We start from the raw sequence: 18,039 nt of genomic DNA on the forward strand, positions 1-18,039 counted from the left end.
ATCGTACAATCGTAGAACGCTGATAGATCCCATCCAAAACATCGCATGTCTCATCTGGTCTATGCGAGAATTTTGCTCGAGTTGAATTCGTGTCATTGATCTGATCATTAATGTGGAATAAACATGCCATATTTCCATCTCCGAATACAATCAAACTACAATCAATTCTTAAAGAAACCCGTTAAGTCACGGCCTGTCGGGTTTGATCTACTACGAAATCAAATATTTTGGCATCAACAAACCTAATTAACCGATAGTAAGCTGCCCGTCTTATTTTACAAGCGTTATAGCATGGGTTTTAACGGATGATGGTGACCGAACCATGACGAAATAAACACCTGACGAAAGCCGGCCTCCATCAAATCGAATGGTATGTACGCCTCTTTGTAGCTGACCTTCCTGAAGAAGCCGGACTTCCCGGCCTAAAGCATCATGAACGGAAATACGTACATTTGACCGCTCAAGTGTTGACACGGTTATTGTTGTTGAAGGATTAAAAGGATTGGGGTAGTTTTGAATTCTGAAAGATGCCGGCAACTCGGAGCTTTCAACAATTTCATCGGAGGATGTGGGAATTCTTTCTTGTTTCAGCCACTTGATTCTCGCATAAGATTCGTTAATAGTTGACTCTTGAATTGTCCCGTCACTAATGCGATCAACTACCAGGTTAATGATATATTCAACCAGCGATTGATTATTCCAGATATTGGTGTTGAACAGCAAAATGTCGGTACCGGCGTTTATAGTAGTGACAATTGTTTCCTCAAGCCCGTAATTATTGGAGAGGGCGCGCATAAATAGTTCATCGGTTATGACAACACCATCAAATCCAAGGCTGTCACGCAACATTATGGTAATGGCGTACTCAGAAAGAGACACCGGGTAATTTGTGTCCCAATCCTCATTGTAGAGGTGACCGGTCATGATGGGATCATTGTAACCATTGTCTATGAGCTGTTTAAAAGGGTCGAGCTCAACAGATTTCCAGGTGTTGGTGATATCTGTAAATCCTAAATGCGAATCTGTCTCCGCACTGCCGTGTCCGGGAAAGTGTTTCAGGGCGGTGGCAATATTTCGGCTGTGAAATTCCTCAATGAACCAGCTTGCGTGATTAACAACCGTTTCAGGGTCTGCTGAAAAACTACGGTCGAGAAAGCCAATTGCCGGGCTGTTGGGATTGATTCTCAGGTCAACAACCGGTGCAAGATTAAATGTAAAACCGGCGTCACTCAGCCAGTGAGCCATCAGCTGTGCGACTGCACGGGTAGAATCTTCCGAGTTAAATTCGAATCCCAGGGTTTCCGCGGAATATGTTTGCGCATAGCCATTGGTTTCATCCAGACGGGCAACAATTCCGCCCTCCTGGTCAACTGCGATGAGCAGCCGTTCGTCACTTTTTGTCTGTAGGTCGGAAGTATAGTTTCGAACCTGTGTCGGGTTATCTATATTGTACCCGAACAGTAGAACCCCGCCAAGGTTTCGCTGTTCAAGATCCTCAATCAGCGTTGACTGTGAGAGCTGATCATTTTCAACACCGACCATTATCATTTGACCGATTTTATCTTCAAGTGATTGAGCCTCTGTCTGAGTGGTAATTGCAAATAAGAAAAAAATAAAAGTAATCAGGTAGCTTTGCTTCATGGACAGTTTTAAAGAGCGATGGGCAATAATTAAGTCCCCAATAATAACTGAATTCAGAGGCTGAATGTAACTGGAACCGATTCCATTTAATTGGAGAATACCGCGAAGGTTGCTGGATAGTCAGGTTGATATTAGACCTGACAGCATTTACGCGGCTTTTTACGGACTTCTGTCAGCGTCGCCACGTACCTCGGGTCGCCGACCCGAGAAGGCTTATAAGACTTTAAAAACCCCGACTCCATAATCAGGCGGGCGTAAGGCAACGTCTCAAAAAGCGATTGGCTTTTGCTTGATTTCGAAAATATGGGGCAAGATTCCCTGCAAAACATTGCATGTCTCACCTGATCTGTGCGAGAATTTGGCTCGAAATGAATTCGTGTGATTGATCTGATCATTGATACGGAATAGACATGCCATGTTACCAGACCTGACAACATTTCCGCGCTTTTGGTGGACTTCTGTGAGCGTCAGGCAAAGGGTCCCATCCAAAACATTGCATGTCTCACCTGATCTGTGCGAGAATTTGGCTCGAAATGAATTCGTGTGATTGATCTGATCATTGATACGGAATAGACATGCCATGTTACCAGACCTGACAACATTTCCGCGCTTTTGGTGGACTTCTGTGAGCGTCAGGCAAAGGGTCCCATCCAAAACATTGCATGTCTCACCTGATCTATGCGAGAATTTGGCTCGAAGTGAATTGGTGCAAACGATCTGATCATTGATATTGAATAGACATGCCATGTTTCCAATGCTGACAGGTCTGTTAATTCTATTCCACAAATTCAAAGTTCTCGCCATCAAACAGGCCTTTATCACTCAATTTCAGTTTTGGAATCACAAGCAGTGCCATAAATGATATGGTCATAAATGGAGAATTGAGTGTGCTGCCCAGGTCTATCGCTTTTTGGGTGAGGCGCTTGTAGGCGCCTGCCGTCTCTTCACCGTTCCGGTTGGTCATGATGCCGCCAATAGGAAGAGGGAGACTATCGGTACCGGAATCGTCGCAGACTGCAATTCCACCTTTGCTATCCATTATTTTATTGATAACCTCGGCGAGGTGTTCATCGGATGAACCGACCGCAATAATGTTATGCGAATCATGCGCAACGGAGGAGGCGATAGCCCCGTTTTTGATCCCAAAGTTTTTGATAAACCCAACGGCCGGTTCAGACGTCTCATACCGGTTAACTACCGCCACTTTCAGTATATCGCGATCAGGATCCGGCAAGATGATTCCATCTTCTGCGGTAAGCGTCTCCATTGATTTTTCAGTGATGAGCTCCCCATCTTTTGCCACAATGACCGGAACGGATAGTTCTGATTCCGACGATGACATTCGTTTTTCCAGCTCAGCGGCAGAGACCTTCCGGCTGACAAAATTATTGATGATGTTCGCATCAATGGTATCAAAGAGCACACTGTTATCGCGGAATACGCACATTCCGTTGATCCAGGTTTCAAGTACCTCCATTGAATCAATGTCTTCAAGAATGACAAAATCTGCGGGATCACCGGTTTGGAGCAGTCCCACATCCAGTCCGTAATGGCGGACAGCGTGAACCGAAGAGGCTTGCAGCACGTCAAACAGATCATATCCATGATCAAGTGAGCGTGCCGCAAGGTGGTTAATGTGGCCAAGAATCAGGTCGTCGGGATGTTTATCATCAGAGCAGAACATGATTCTATCCGGATATTCATCAAACAGCGGATGCAGTGCCTCATAGTTTTTTGCGGCGCTGCCTTCACGAATAGCAATTTTCATCCCTGCTTTGATCTTGTCTCTGGCTTCCTTGATAGTGAAACATTCGTGATCGGTGGTGATGCCGGCGCCTGCATACTTAATTGCATCGATTCCTGTTAGCTCCGGAGCGTGACCGTCAACCGGTTTTCCGCGCTTTATGGCTGATTCAATCTTGGCAATGACGTCCGGATCATTGTTAAGGACGCCGGGCCAGTTCATCATTTCTGCAAGGTAAAGAATGTCGTCGCGTTCCAGGAGCTTGTCTATATCGCGGGGAGTAAGCCGGGATCCTGACGTTTCAAATGATGTAGCGGGAACACATGAAGGCGCGCCAAAAAAGAACTTCAGAGGAACCTTGTTGCCATTTTCAATCATATACTCAACCCCCTCAAGCCCGCAGACGTTGGCAATTTCGTGCGGATCAGACACGGTGGCCACTGTGCCGTGACGAACGGCAAGACGCGCAAACTCAGATGGTACGAGCATGGAGCTCTCTATATGAATATGGGAATCGACAAAGCCGGGCGCGATGATACGTTGACCGGCGTCGGCCTCCGGAATCTTTTGAACGGATAAAATGACTCCGTTATGAAACGTAATTTTTCCGGGAAATGAGCGTCGGTTGACGGGATCAAGGATAGTGCCTGTAAGTTCCTGCATGGGTTTGATGGATTCAGGTCGAATGTATGTATTGGTATTAGATGAATGAAGATATGTGAACAAAAAGAGAACCCAAAGAGAAGAGGCTCTAATAAAGGTTTAAAACAAACAGTTTAAAGTTATAGATGAATAAAATTATAAATGGGTTTAAGTAGATTTTAAATCTGTCCGATAACCGAAGGGAAGAGAGTTGCGCCGTAAAACATTAGAAAACATTAATACTAATGTTTTCAAAATGCCCTCTTTTAGTTAAAATATTTCAATGTTCTTTTACAATTTGGGTGTGCGGTTTTGATTCATAAATAGGCATTTTAATTAAATAAAGACCTATTTTTAGCAGATAGGATTAATCAATAAGGTAAGGAGAGAGGGTTGAGAGGTTCTTTTTTCTAATCAATTAATTAAAAAATTTTAATTTAATCTGTAACAAATCGAATCTTTTACACTCTTGTACACAGTAGCAATCTATACATACAGAACAGCAAATCAATTGCAGTTCTCAAACCAATACTAAACAAACAATTCGGAGTACATCATGGGTCAACAACAACTCTTACTCGTAATCTTGGTAACAATCATCGTGGGTATCGCCACGGTCGTAGCAATCAACACCTTCGGCACAGCAGCCGATCAGGCAAACGTAGACGCCGTTAGAAATGACGTAGCAACACTTGCTTCTGCAGCACAGGGCTTCTATATGAGACCAGGAATGTTAGGTGGTGGTAGCAGAACTTTTACTGGACTTTCATTTGATGGGCTTGCTTTTCCAGCTGATGGAGTAACAGCAACACCACTAACTGCACAAAATGAGAATGGAAGATACACAATAGCTGTACTTGCGCCGCAATCATTCTCAATTGTGGCAGATCCAGCAAGTTGTGATGGGTATACTCCCGGAGCTGTTGACGCAGAAGGTGTTCTCACTGGCGGAACAGCTTGCGCCGCAGCAGATCAAATTACAGCAACAGTTGAACCAAATGTATTTGCATTTGATTCTTAAATCAGATTCAATAAATCTAAATTAAGTTAAACCCCTCAGGATAATTTGAGGGGTTTTTTTTATATCAGTAATTCACAATGCAAAAAATAATAATTGGCTTATTACTGGGCTTTCTGATTTTTGCACCATATTTAAATATTCCAGACTATAATTTCTATGATAATAAGCGATTGCTTCAGTTATGTATAATGGGAGGAATCAGTCTAGTAATTCTTTTTGCATCATATTTTAAAAGAGGTAATCTTTCAAAAAAGAATTTCGTCGTAGTCTCTGATTCTTCAAAATATTTTTTTGTAGCCGTTCTATTTTTGTTTAGCGTCGGAAGTATATCGGTCTTATTGAGTGAACGATTTGAATATGCTCTTCTCGAATTTGCTTTTTTATTTCTCCTAATAAGTCTTCTTTTCATTCTCACACCTATAAATCAAAAGAACCATCTCTTTCTTGGTAAGATTATAATAGCTTCAGCTATTTTATATTCGGTATCTTATTTGATGTTGTTCTTTGGTAATTACATTTCTTCATTCTTTAACCCGATGATAACTTTATGGCCTGGCAAATATGATTTTTCAATAATTATAAATGGGATAGAACTACAAGGGAAAGAAACACTGTTCTTTACTCACAAGAGGTTTTTCAATCATACACAAACATGGACAATTCCGATTTTGGTGGGAATTATTTGCTACCATCGGAATAAATTTTCTACCCAATGGGTAATTTCAGCTTTGCTACTTTTATTAACCTCGTTTTGGTGGATGTTAATCTTTGCTTCCGGTGGAAGAGGTTCGGTGCTGAGTTTAATTCTTTCAATTTTTGTTTTAACAATAATATGGCGCAAAGATTTGATCCCGTTTCTAAAATATGGGTCAGTCTCACTTGCTGCCGGGGCCATATTTTATTTCATCTTTTTTAAATTAATTCCAAATTCTAATGGCAACATGCCATTGCTCAGAAGCTCGGACAGCGGTCGACTGAATATGTGGCAAGGCGCTATGGAAAGTTGGTGGCAAAATCCGCTATTTGGAATCGGTCCAATGCATTATTCACAAATTGAGACCGCTCCGTTTTTTGCTCATCCGCATAACTTTTATATCCAGTTTATTACCGAATGGGGGTCTATAGCATTTATTGCCCTGGCGTTTCTAATAGGGTTTCTGATAAAAAATGTGCTGAATAATTATCCAAAGGAGAATCAAAAATTTCAAAGTAAATTCTTATACATATCAGTTTCCTGGGCATTATCTGCTGCATTAATCCATGCTTTTTTTAGTGGAGTTTTCCATACTCCAATGAGCCAAATTTGGTTTGTCCTTATGGTTGCTTGGCTTCTTGGATATAACAGAACCAAAACCACAGTTATCAAAAACTTTGCTAATCAAAGATTAGCTTCAATTGTATATGTTGTTTTGATTCTTGTAGTCGTAGGTCTCGTGCATGACGATATTGCAACTATTTACCAAGGATATGAAAATTATTTATCTAAATATCCTGAGAGCAAATTTTATCCCAGATTTTGGGGGCAAGGTCTTTTTGAATAAAGGAATTAAGGTCTTCAAAATATTATTAAACGCTCATCAAATTGAAGTAAAAGAAATCTAATGTAACGATTCAGGTTGTTGATTCTCTTGTAGTTAGTAACATTCACTAAAGCGGCAGGTTATTCGTTCTCCCGAACGATCAGGGCCGGTAAAACCAACAAATGGAGGAGTATCTATGGGACAACAACAACTTTTATTAATTGTACTGGTCACAATCGTCATCGGCATCGCATCACTTGTCGCCGTCACAACATTTGATTCCGCTGCGCAATCAGCAAACCGTGATGCACTTACAATCGATATCTCTACTCTTGCCTCATCTGCCCAGGACTATTTTTTAAGGCCTGAATCACTAAACGGTGGTAGCAGGTCATTTGACGGATTCATCATCCGGGGGAAACTTCTTCCGGTATCGGGCATCAGCGAGGACGGACTGTTTGCCCAGACAGAAAACGGAACCCTTGAAGTGTTTGCAGTGGCAGGCAGTTCAATTACAATCATTGGCCATCCGTCGTCTTGTGAAGGATACCAGCCGGGAACTGTCGATGGTGACGGAATTCTGGCAACACCGGGAAACTGCAGCGAAGCAAACCAAATCTCGGCAACAGTGGGCAGGCGTGAGATTGTGTTTGAGTAGGATATACCTCGACTGTCGATTGCCCCAGGTTTCACTTTGTGGTTTTTTTCGACTGTCGAGTGGAAAGGGCTCATAACTTGAGTGTATGAAACGGTTGAGGGCTTGACCCCGGGAACTCGTCAGACGACTGTGGGGTGTGGGGCCTGGGGTTTGTCTTTTCTAAAGTCGTCAGACGAGGAGATGCCTTGACTGTCGAGTTCCTTCCGAAAATGTTGACCGGAAAATGAGTTTCTTCGACAATGCTCTTCTCAAATTTTTACGCTACAAACTTTCATCCACGGTGCTCCAATCAAAAAGCTTGCCTGTCTGTCGCTAAATGTTTAATTATAGGTCGTTATTAATTCATTAAAACCATTTAGGAGCAGCTATCCTTTGGTTTGTGTAATTTTTATGAGATTGATAGTTGCCTTGAGGATGACAATTCTTTTCCCAAGCGATAAATGTCATCAGCACTATTGACTCACTGTTTGCCTATACTTTTCAAACATTAAATCTTAAACCGCGTTTAAAAGATTCATATCAAATGAATATAATTTCGTCAATTGGCTCGCAAATTTTAGCGTTTGCTTCGCTATGTATGATAAGTAATCCTGTACAAGCACAGCAAACCGATCCATATCCTGTGGGCACCCCGGTTGGTATGATCTCTGATGGTGATTTTCACCCGATCTCTTCAAATGTAAACGTGTATGGCGCCATTCAAACTGCAGAAAGCTGTATTTACGATTCCAAAAGAAATCTGATTGTCGTGCCAAGCATGGGGTCACGGCAGCAAGTTCAGGAAAATAACGCATGGGTGTCACTGATTAACACTGACGGCTCTGTTCATACCACCAAATGGATTGGAGTACAGGTACCGGAACAGCGCAGCAGCCTGTCACCGCCGTTAGTCCTAAATGATCCCCTGGGAAGTGAAATTGCCAATGGCGTACTCTATTTTGCCGATCGTGATGGGGGGACAAATAGTGATGATCCAACCGTAGCCGTGATTCGCCGGTTCGACCTGGAAACGGGCGCGCCTTTGGGTGATATCCGTATCGAAGAATCTCCCTGGATAAACGATATCGCTGTGGCCGACGACGGAACCATTTACACAACACAGACCGGAGACATCGGTCCCGATGCTGATCCACAATCCTGGCGCGTATGGGAAGTGATACCCGACGGTGAGAAGTCCGTCTTTTCTGTTGGTGAACCCATCAACGTTCCGAACGGTATCGCAATCGATCCCGATGGAAACATCGTTGTTGTCAATTTTGGCAACCCGGATGTGCTCACGTTTTCACCTGATGGCGAGCTGATCAAAACCGAACAGGCAGTCCAGGCCGGAGGCGACGGAATAGAAATCATGGGCGACGGGACTAAATATGTCAGCAGCGTTACACAGGGTGGAATCTCCCGAATTCGTCCTGGAGAGACGGCTGAGCTGATTGCTGAAAACATCCCGAGTGCCGCTTCTATTTGTTATGATCCAGAATCCAACCAGCTTGTTATTCCAATGACGTCACAAAGTACCCTTGGATTTCTGCCGCTTGATTAATGCTCTGAACTCCTGGAAATTTATAAACTTCAAGATTTCGCTCAATAACTGATATCTTTTGTATCCATCCAAAACTCTAAACAACGATAATCATGGACATCAAAAATAAACTGCTCAATTCTGAAGCCATGGAAGTTTCGATATATGATTCTAAGTGTGCCCGGCTTCTTCCCTTTTTATCTCTTCTCTCGATACTCCTGATTGCCGGATGCGGAAATCCTGCCAATGACAGCAATCAAAACCAAATGAGTGCAGACATTATATGCGATGAAGATAATGGTGGTATCACGCTGCCCGACGGTTTTTGTGCAAGTATCGTAGCCGACAGTATTGGGCCATCGCGCCATATAGCTATAGCCCCCGACGGTGATCTGTACGTAAAATCACGCAGTGAAGAGGGAGGCATTGCCGCTTTGCGCGATACCACGGGCGACTTTAATGTCGATATCATCGAGCGTTTCAGTAATATGACCGAGCCGGGATCAGGTATTCAGTGGGAGACCGGGATGGTTGTTCACAACGGATATATCTGGGCTTCCAATCAAGTTGCTGTCTACCGCTGGCCAATGCCGGAAGATGGCGCGCTTGTGCCTGATGGCGATCCGGAGATTATAGTCAGCGGCTTTCCGGAACAGAGTTCACACGCCTCCAAATCATTTGCCTTTGATGATAGCGGGTATATCTACGTAAATGTGGGTGCTCCGTCGAATGCCTGCCAGCAGGAATCCCGGACAGCCGGATCTCCGGGAATGGATCCCTGCCCGCAATTAGAGCGGCAGGCCGGCATCTGGCGCTTTTCGGCTGACACACCCGGTCAAACTCAGCAGGACGGTATACGATACGCTACGGGACTTCGCAACGTGGTTGGCCTCGACTGGAATTCATCGGAAAACGCGCTATACGTTGCTCAACACGGACGTGATCAGCTCAACACACTCTGGCCGGATCTTTATACCGAAGAAGAAAATGCTGAACTGCCGGCTGAAGAGATTTTTCGTCTAAGTGAAGGGGCCAATGCGGGCTGGCCGTACTGCTACTATGATCAGCAGCAGGGGCAGAAAGTGCTCGCTCCTGAATATGGCGGTGACGGAGAGGAAATCGGACGCTGTGCAGACTATCTTGATCCGGTGACAGCCTTTCCGGGCCATTGGGCACCTAACGATCTTCTTTTTTACACGGGCGAGCAATTTCCCGAGTACTATCGTGGCGGAGCATTTGTCGCTTTTCATGGCTCCTGGAATCGGGCACCACTTCCGCAACAGGGCTACAAAGTTTCATTTATTCCCTTCGAAGAGGGTGGATTATCGAGCGATTATGAAACCTTTGCCGATAGCTTTGCCGGCACGGATTCCCTCTCGGGGCCGGGTGAGGCAGACTACCGTCCGATGGGCCTTGCCGTGGCACCGGATGGCGCGCTTTATATCTCCGATTCCAAAGATGGCCGAATCTGGCGAGTGGTTTATACCGGTGATAGTGAGTAGCGGATAGTTATTGGGTGGGTTGTTGAAGGAATGAGTCATGCTGTATCAATCTTTGATTGCCGTATGACTCATCCAATGACTGCTATTCGATTTCTTAAAGATGTGTTTATAAATGAAGTGGCCAATCCATTTAAATTTCCCGAAGTGTATGAGAGGCAGAGTAGAGAGCGTAAGCCGGCTTCATTGTCGTTCAGGTGACGTTTGATTACGTAGTGAAATAAATAGAGAAGTTGTTTCACAACTGTTTTACAGTGAAAAAAATCAAAGAGTATCCTAAATTTACAATTCAAGAAAAACACCTGCCTGTAATCTAACATCTATGATCTTTATTCTGAGTGGTACCCGGGAGGGGACTCGAACCCCTACGACATCGCTGCCACCGGATTTTGAATCCGGCGCGTCTACCAATTCCGCCACCCGGGCATTTCTTGAATAGCATCAAATATAAGAAGGCTCTGTGCCAATGAAAATAGCAAAGTGTTTTTTAACGAAAAGCTGTTCTTTCACAACACTCCCTTAGCAGACTGAATTACTTCGGTATCAGGTTGTAAATTATGAATGGGTTCACTGATATTTAATTCACCGGGTACAAAAATTGAGCAATAGTCAACGATCAGTAATCGCACATTTATGTCTGCTTTTAGTTTTAGCAATACTTATCGTTCGTGCAGAATTAAGGCAAGAGGTTGAACCATCAAATCGTAACACATCTTGACGAACAGAGCGGTTCCGGGTTTATTTTGTAGAATGAACATTTGAGAACTATTTTAGCATCATGATATACAAATTGAACCCAAATCAAAGAAAAGGAAACATGAGGCCATATATTCTTGCAGAGTCGAGTTGGAAAGAGGTGAAAACCCAACAAGTAGACCTTGTGATTTTGCCCTGGGGTGCAACAGAAGCCCATAACTATCATCTGCCATACGCTACTGATAATATACAGGCAGACCATATTGCTGCGGAATCTGCCGCAAAAGCGTGGGATAAGGGAGGCAGGGTTATGGTGTTACCCACAGTGCCGTTTGGAGTGAATACCGGTCAAACGGATATTCGCCTCAATATCAACATGAACCCCAGTACCCAGCAGGCTGTGTTGAGAGATATTATTGAAGTGCTGGACCGGCAGGGAATGAAGAAACTACTTGTGCTGAATGGCCATGGTGGAAACGATTTTAAAATGATGCTGCGCGAACTTGGAGTGGCGTTTCCTGAAATGTTGCTTAGCTGCTGCAACTGGTTTCAGGCATTGGATAAAACGCAATATTTTGAGAACAGCGGCGATCATGCCGACGAAATGGAAACAAGCCTGATGATGTATTTCGCCGGCGATTTGGTGCGGCCTCTGTCTGAGGCGGGGAGTGGACACGACAAAAAGCACAAAGTGAAAGCTTTTCGTGAGCCCTGGGCATGGGCCGAAAGGAAATGGTCTCAGGTAACGGAGGATACCGGCGTGGGTGACCCATCGCAATCGGACAAAGAGAAGGGAGAGCGTTTCTTCAACGATCTGACCGATAAACTGGCGTCGTTCTATATAGAGCTGTGCAGCGCTGACACCGATGATTTGTATGAGTGACGTGGTGGGTTATGGTTTTCCTTGTTGATTAATCAAGTCACACCCTGCATTAATAATTCTCGTCATGAAGCTGGCTAACCCGTCTAAATAATGCCACACAAATTTGTGAGAGATTCTGTAAGGCCCTGGAATAGTATAGTAGCTGGAGCTGAAGAGGGCTCCATTGGCATAGATGAGATTGTGTATATCGCAGGTCAGGTATTTTTCTCAATACGGCTTGCGGTTGATGTTACGCACCTACGCCAGGTTCCCCCCTGCACAATGATTTGTCCTGGAACCCAAGCGTGATGGCTGCCACCGGATTTTGAATCCGGCGCATCTGCCCATTCCGCAGCGCGGGTATTTCTTGCAAAGCACCAAATAGAAGAAGGCTTCCCGGCAATGAAAATGATAAAGCTCATTTACTCATAAGTATTCATCTGGGATCACCCCTTGTAGTAGATTGAACTACATCGGATTCAGGTTGTGGATTACGAATGATGTGATAGATGATTGATATATTTGATATAGAAATCAGACATTAATCAATTACCGAAAACTACAATTAACCGACAAAGGTGAATGAGATGAGAATAGTAAAAAAGAATGTGGGAAACGTAGACTCCGTATTACGCGTCGCATTGGGAATGATCATTATTTTAGCAGGACTCTATTACAATAACTTGTGGGGCCTGGCCGGAATCATTTTAGTGGGCTCGGGTGCATTAGCATTTTGCCCCATTTACAGGATTTTTGGTATACAAACATGTAGCGCGAATCTTGAGAGGGAGAATTAAGGATAAACTGACTCACAAATGAGCCAATAATAAGAGAACTCATTCATAAAACAGAGAGTTGGGAATCACCGGCGACTATTAATCGATGGGGGTTGATTGTACATCGCACGGTGATTCCCTTTTTTTTGTCCATCAATGGTGGTGTCTCAAGGCGTTGAATTGCGCCTTTTAACCACAGCTAGTGTACATCTCGAGATGCTCACCAGCTTTCCTCCTTCCGTTTGAACCCTGATCTCCCAAACCTGTGTTTTCGCCCCGCGGTGAAGAGGTCTTGCAATGCCCTCAACGGATCCGCCCAGCCTGACCGGTTTGATATGGTTGGCATTGATTTCCAGTCCCACAGCCATTTTACTATCATCGTCAATATTCAGATAGGCACCTATCGAAGCCAGAGTTTCAGCCAGTGCAACAGACGCCCCGCCGTGAAGTATTCCAAACGGCTGAATTGTATTTTCACTTACCGGCATCCTGGCACGCATCTCATCACGACTGATCAGCTGAAATTCAATTCCCAGTGCCTGGCCCATATGTTTTTGGTTTGATGAGAGCATAGCCTCAGCTTTAATTTTTATTTGATCTTCTATCTGCATGTAAAATTTTGTCTTTTTGTGAGTCTTTTTAATATCTGTTCTTTTAAAATAGAGAACTGGCAGATGTTTTCATTTTATAAAATGGACAATATTGAGTTATTAGTTTGGGATGTGATTCTGAAATAATGGTAGGTATATCAGCAAAATCTGGCATTAAAGCACTTGCATCCGGTGGTAATATTTTTTTTCGAACAAATTTTTAAAAGTCTCTGTAAAGTGTAAATTAAAGTAACGGTGTTAACCTGACTTCATTTGTATAAAAACCGCTTTTTTGCCCATGAACAGATCAAAAAAAACACTGCCGGAGATCATTTATGAAGGGCTGAATAAACATCCCGGGGGCTTGTTTACATCAACCAAACGCAAGGGATCCTGGCATACCACCGACGTTGAGACCTACAAGAATAAGGTGCACAAATTTGCGATGGGTCTGTACAAACTGGGGGTTCGGCCCGGAGACAAGGTCGCGATTCATTCCGAAAATTCAACGGAGTGGCTCATTTCTGACCTCGCCATCCTTTCAATCGGTGCGGCTAATGTGCCGATCTACCCTTCACAGCCCGGCGATCAGATTAAGTACATCCTGGAAAATTCTGATGCTGTCGCCCACATTGTATCAAATGATGAACTATTCTCAGAAACAAAGCCGCTTATTAAAGAAGTAAAATCCATAAAAGCGGTGATATCCATCCATGGCTCTAAACACGGGAAGTTAAAGCAGTTTGATGAGGTGATGGAAATGGGGGAGAAGCTGATAGAAAAGGAACCTGACATCTTTGATAAACTCAGAAAAGAAGTAAAACCCGATGACCTCGCAACGCTGATCTATACCTCCGGTACGACTGGAATGCCAAAAGGGGTGATGCTTTCTCACGATAATATTGCGTCTAATGTGATGGCGTCACTCGAGAAATTGCCGTTCCCTGTTGAAGATTTCAAAGGGAACAATATGCTCTCTTACCTGCCGCTTTCGCATGTATTCGAGCGGATGATCGAATATATGTACCTGAACATGGGCAGCAGAATTTACTTCATCGAAACGATTGACGAGATCCGAGATGATTTTAAGCATGTTCAGCCCTTTTTCTTTGCAACGGTGCCGCGGCTGCTCGAAAAAATTCATACCGGTGTGAAGGTGAGAGGGCAGGAGATGTCGGGGCTTAAAAAGAATCTCTATTACTGGGCATTGTACAGAACGGAGAATTATGACCCTGAGTACCCGCCGTCTGGGCTGGATGGTATCAAACATAAAATTGCGGATAAACTTGTGTACAGTAAAATTCGCGAGCTCTTTGGAGATGAGCTGAAAGGGATGGTAAGCGGCGGCGCTGCACTCTCGCCTGAAGTATTTAAGTTTATAAACGCCATTGGTTTTAACTGTGTGCAGGGTTATGGACTCACAGAAACCTCACCTGTTATTACAGTTCAGACGCCCGGCGAAATGCGTATTGGCAGCTCAGGTAAGCCGCTCCGTAACGTGCAGGTAGAGATCGCTGACGATCAGGAGATACTAACCAAAGGCCCGCACGTGATGAAAGGTTATTATAAAAACGAGGAGAAAACGAAAGAAGTTTTTACGGACGACGGCTGGTTTAAAACCGGGGATATCGGCAAAATTGATGAGGATGGGTTTTTATTTATCACCGACCGTAAAAAGTCGATGTTCAAGCTTTCAACCGGGAAATATGTGGCTCCTCAGAATGTGGAAAACGTCATCTCGAATTCCGGATTTATTGACCAGATTGTGGTGCTTGGATATCAGCGAAAGTTTTGCTCTGCTCTTATTATCCCGTCTTATGATAACGTCATTAAACGTCTAAAGCGAGATGGATACACTCCTGATGAGCCGTTTTCTGAAGATGAAAAAGTAAGAGAACTGATCCAGAAGGAAGTAGATAAAGCCAACAAAGAGCTTTCGCCGTGGGAAAAGGTGAAAAAATTTGTTCTCCTCGAAGAACCCCTCAGTATCGACAGTGGCGAACTTACGCCAACTATGAAGGTGAAACGATCGGTGGTTAAGGAGAACTACGAAGAGGAAATCGAATCGATGTATGATGAGGAATAGTCTTGAGTAGTGAGTCATGAGTATTTAGAATATCATATCTCAGGACTCAGGACTCAGGACTCAGCAATTCAAAACTAACATTCACAACTCACAATCTATGACTCAAGAACCAGCAAGCAAACCAAAAAAATTTAACATTCAGAACGTAGTCATACTCGGTTCCGGGGTTATGGGGAGCCAAATTGCGGCTCACTGCATAAACGCAGGTCTGAATGTGAAGCTGCTTGATCTGAAAGCGGATGATCCCGACAGGCCCAATAAAACGGTTGAAGAGAACATTCAGAAACTGAAAAAAATGAACCCGGCGCCTTTGGCTCTTCCGGAATGGGCCGATCGAATTACGCCTGGAAATTTTGAAGATAATCTGTCCTGGATTGAAGATGCCGACTGGGTGTGTGAAGTGATTGTAGAGCGAATGGACATCAAACAGGATATGATGGACGACGTGGAAAAGGTCCGGAAAAAAGGCACGATTGTCAGTTCCAATACGTCCGGCCTGCCGATTTCTGATATCAGTGAGAATGTGTCTGATGAATTTAAGCGGCACTTTCTTGGTACCCATTTTTTTAATCCGCCGCGCTACATGAAGCTGCTCGAGATTATTCCGACCGGGACAACCGATGAGGATGTCGTAAACTACATGACCAGGTTTTGCGAGAAGATTCTCGGCAAGGGAGTGGTTCAGTGCAAAGATACACCAAATTTTATAGCAAACCGGATTGGTGTGTTTTCAATGGCCACCATAATGCCGTGGTTTTTTGATGGTACATTCCGGGCCGAAGAGATCGATTACCTCACCGGAACGCTTACTGGTTACTCAAAAGCGGCGACCTTCAGAACGGCTGATATGGCCGGGCTTGATGTGCTAAATCACGTGGCGGAAAATCTTTATCCGGCGGTTCCGGATGATGAACGGCGTGAGGTTTTTAAAGTCCCTGAAGAATTCCAAAAAATGGTAGAGGAAGGTGCGCACGGTAATAAAACCGGGCATGGATTCTATAACAAAGTAAAAACCGATGAAGGAAAAGAGTATCACGTGGTTGATCCCGATTCGCTTGAGTATGAGCCGCAGGTAGATGTAGAATTTGAATCAGCCGAAAAGGCCAAAAAGGAGTTCAAATCATCCGGTGAGCGGCTAAAATATTTAGTAAATCAGGATGATAAAGCGGGCGAGTTTCTCTGGAAGATTCACTGCGACCTGCTACTGTATTCAGCCAACAGGATTCCGGAAATTACCGAGTCTGTTGAATCGATTGACCGTGCTATGCAGTGGGGATTCAACTGGGAGCTGGGTCCATTCCAGCGATGGGATGCCATCGGGGTTAGAGAATCAGTAAAGAGGATGATATCAGATGGACGCGAGGTTCCGGATTCTGTGCAGAACATGCTCGACAGCGGCCGCGATACATTTTATAAGAATGATGGCACCGTATATAATCTTGCAACAGGTGATGTTGATCAGCTATCACCACCGGCAAGGGGAGCCATTACCGTAAAACAGTTGAAGAAGGATGCAAAAGAGGTGTGGGGCAACAGCAGTGCCGGACTGTATGATATAGGTGATGGCGTGGCGCTGTTCGAATTCAGAACCAAGCAGCAGACGCTCGGTTTTGAACTGGTTAGCTCACTGCACCACTGTTGTGAAATCGTAAAGGAACAGTTTGATGCTCTTGTAATTGGCCACGATAACGAAAATTTCAGCTATGGGGCAAACCTGGGCGAGGCCGGTCAGGCGCTTAAGGATGGAGACTTTGATAAGATTGTTGAGGCCGTTGAAAATTTCCAGCGTGTGGCTGTGGGCCTGCGCTATCAGCCATTTCCTGTGATCAGTGCGGTGGCAGGGCGATGTTTTGGCGGCGGTGTGGAGTTTATGATGCATAGCGATAAGGTTGTTGCTCATCATGAACTGTATTGTGGCTTGGTAGAACTTGGCGTTGGGCTGATCCCGGCTGGCGGCGGAACAAAAGAGCTGCTGTTTCGGGCGATGAATAAAGTAAATGAAAATGAGAATGCCGATCCACTGCCCTACCTGAAAGATGCTTTTAAAACGATTGGACTCGCCAAAGTCTCAGATGGCGCACCCAAAGCCCGAAAGCTCGGCTACCTGAGGGATACAGATATGATCGTGATGCATCGAGATTTGCTGCTGAAAACAGCTAAAGAACAGGCGCGAGCCATAGCTGATGCCGGGTATCGACCTCCGGCCGAGCCAACTATTAAGCTAATGGGCAAGACCGGCAAAAGTGTTCTGGACGTTACACTTTACATTATGACGCAAGGGAAGTGGGCGTCTCCCTACGATAAAGTGCTGGCCGGCAAAGTTGCCGATATCATGACCGGCGGTGACCTGAGCGAACCGCAAGATGTGCCTGAGTCGTACATTTTAAAACTTGAACGCGAAGCGATCCTGGAGTGCTTTAAGGACGAACGAACCCACAAACGAATGGAGCACATGCTGAAAACGGGGAAGCCGCTGAGGAATTAGGTGCTGAGTTATAAGTCTTGAGTCTTGAGATATGAGTCTTGAGATATGAGTCTTGAGTGTGGAAATGGATAAAACGCTCCCCTCCTTTGCAAGGAGGGGTTGGGGGTGGTTGAATCAAGGATTTTTTTACAGTTTAGATTTTTGATAGATCCAATAATAAAGACAGCTAAATAGCAGGATTTTTAATCCTTTAAGCCTCTTTTTCTATTATTGATAGTGAGAAATGTGAAGAATTAGCTAAATCCGAACGATATGCTTAATCCAAAGAAAACCAAGAAGCAGCGGCAATATCTCCGAAAT

At 44.4% G+C, this 18,039-nt stretch carries 12 protein-coding genes and 1 tRNA gene; 9 read left to right on the forward strand and 4 right to left on the reverse strand.

What is annotated here, in order from left to right; all coding sequences use genetic code 11:
* Positions 1-270: 270 nt before the first annotated feature.
* Positions 271-1,641 carry a glycoside hydrolase family 3 N-terminal domain-containing protein gene (locus AABW11_RS05360; protein WP_340103759.1) on the reverse strand — a complete coding sequence of 457 codons (1,371 nt, stop codon included), beginning with the start codon at positions 1,639-1,641 and terminating at the stop codon, positions 271-273.
* A 775-nt stretch (positions 1,642-2,416) separates the two neighbouring features.
* Entirely contained in the window at positions 2,417-4,048 is a 1,632-nt protein-coding gene (ade, locus tag AABW11_RS05365) for an adenine deaminase (protein WP_340103760.1), read from the reverse strand.
* 565 nt (positions 4,049-4,613) lie between these two features.
* On the opposite strand from ade, the gene AABW11_RS05370 reads away from it, so the two are divergent.
* From AABW11_RS05370 to AABW11_RS05390, 5 genes are all read left to right on the forward strand, one after another.
* Positions 4,614-5,048 carry a hypothetical protein gene (locus tag AABW11_RS05370; RefSeq protein ID WP_340103761.1) on the forward strand — a complete coding sequence of 145 codons (435 nt, stop codon included), beginning with the start codon at positions 4,614-4,616 and terminating at the stop codon, positions 5,046-5,048.
* Between the two features lie 77 nt (positions 5,049-5,125).
* On the forward strand, positions 5,126-6,589 hold the full coding sequence (locus AABW11_RS05375; RefSeq protein WP_340103762.1) for an O-antigen ligase family protein: 1,464 nt from the start codon (positions 5,126-5,128) through the stop codon (positions 6,587-6,589).
* 175 nt (positions 6,590-6,764) lie between these two features.
* On the forward strand, positions 6,765-7,226 hold the full coding sequence (locus AABW11_RS05380; RefSeq protein WP_340103763.1) for a hypothetical protein: 462 nt from the start codon (positions 6,765-6,767) through the stop codon (positions 7,224-7,226).
* Positions 7,227-7,749: 523 nt separating this feature from the next.
* On the forward strand, positions 7,750-8,766 hold the full coding sequence (locus AABW11_RS05385; protein ID WP_340103764.1) for an SMP-30/gluconolactonase/LRE family protein: 1,017 nt from the start codon (positions 7,750-7,752) through the stop codon (positions 8,764-8,766).
* Positions 8,767-8,858: 92 nt separating this feature from the next.
* Entirely contained in the window at positions 8,859-10,247 is a 1,389-nt protein-coding gene (locus AABW11_RS05390; RefSeq protein WP_340103765.1) for a PQQ-dependent sugar dehydrogenase, read from the forward strand.
* Between the two features lie 336 nt (positions 10,248-10,583).
* Here the strand turns inward: AABW11_RS05390 and AABW11_RS05395 are convergent.
* Positions 10,584-10,670 (reverse strand) — tRNA-Leu (locus tag AABW11_RS05395).
* Between the two features lie 391 nt (positions 10,671-11,061).
* On the opposite strand from AABW11_RS05395, the gene AABW11_RS05400 reads away from it, so the two are divergent.
* Together AABW11_RS05400 and AABW11_RS05405 are read left to right on the forward strand one after the other, a co-directional pair.
* The gene (locus AABW11_RS05400) at positions 11,062-11,823 is read left to right on the forward strand and encodes a creatininase family protein (protein ID WP_340103766.1); all 762 of its coding nucleotides are present in this window, start codon (positions 11,062-11,064) and stop codon (positions 11,821-11,823) included.
* Positions 11,824-12,389: 566 nt separating this feature from the next.
* Entirely contained in the window at positions 12,390-12,599 is a 210-nt protein-coding gene (locus AABW11_RS05405; RefSeq protein ID WP_340103767.1) for a YgaP family membrane protein, read from the forward strand.
* A 146-nt stretch (positions 12,600-12,745) separates the two neighbouring features.
* On the opposite strand, the gene AABW11_RS05410 is transcribed toward AABW11_RS05405, so the two are convergent.
* Positions 12,746-13,189 carry a hotdog fold thioesterase gene (locus AABW11_RS05410; protein WP_340103768.1) on the reverse strand — a complete coding sequence of 148 codons (444 nt, stop codon included), beginning with the start codon at positions 13,187-13,189 and terminating at the stop codon, positions 12,746-12,748.
* Between the two features lie 277 nt (positions 13,190-13,466).
* On the opposite strand from AABW11_RS05410, the gene AABW11_RS05415 reads away from it, so the two are divergent.
* Positions 13,467-15,254, forward strand: a complete 1,788-nt coding sequence (locus AABW11_RS05415; RefSeq protein ID WP_340103769.1) for an AMP-dependent synthetase/ligase — start codon at positions 13,467-13,469, stop codon at positions 15,252-15,254.
* Between the two features lie 97 nt (positions 15,255-15,351).
* The gene (locus tag AABW11_RS05420; RefSeq protein ID WP_340103770.1) at positions 15,352-17,739 is read left to right on the forward strand and encodes a 3-hydroxyacyl-CoA dehydrogenase/enoyl-CoA hydratase family protein; all 2,388 of its coding nucleotides are present in this window, start codon (positions 15,352-15,354) and stop codon (positions 17,737-17,739) included.
* Positions 17,740-18,039: the final 300 nt, after the last annotated feature.

The sequence above is a fragment of the Rhodohalobacter sp. 8-1 genome (assembly GCF_038150125.1).
Lineage (GTDB): Bacteria > Bacteroidota > Rhodothermia > Balneolales > Balneolaceae > SW132.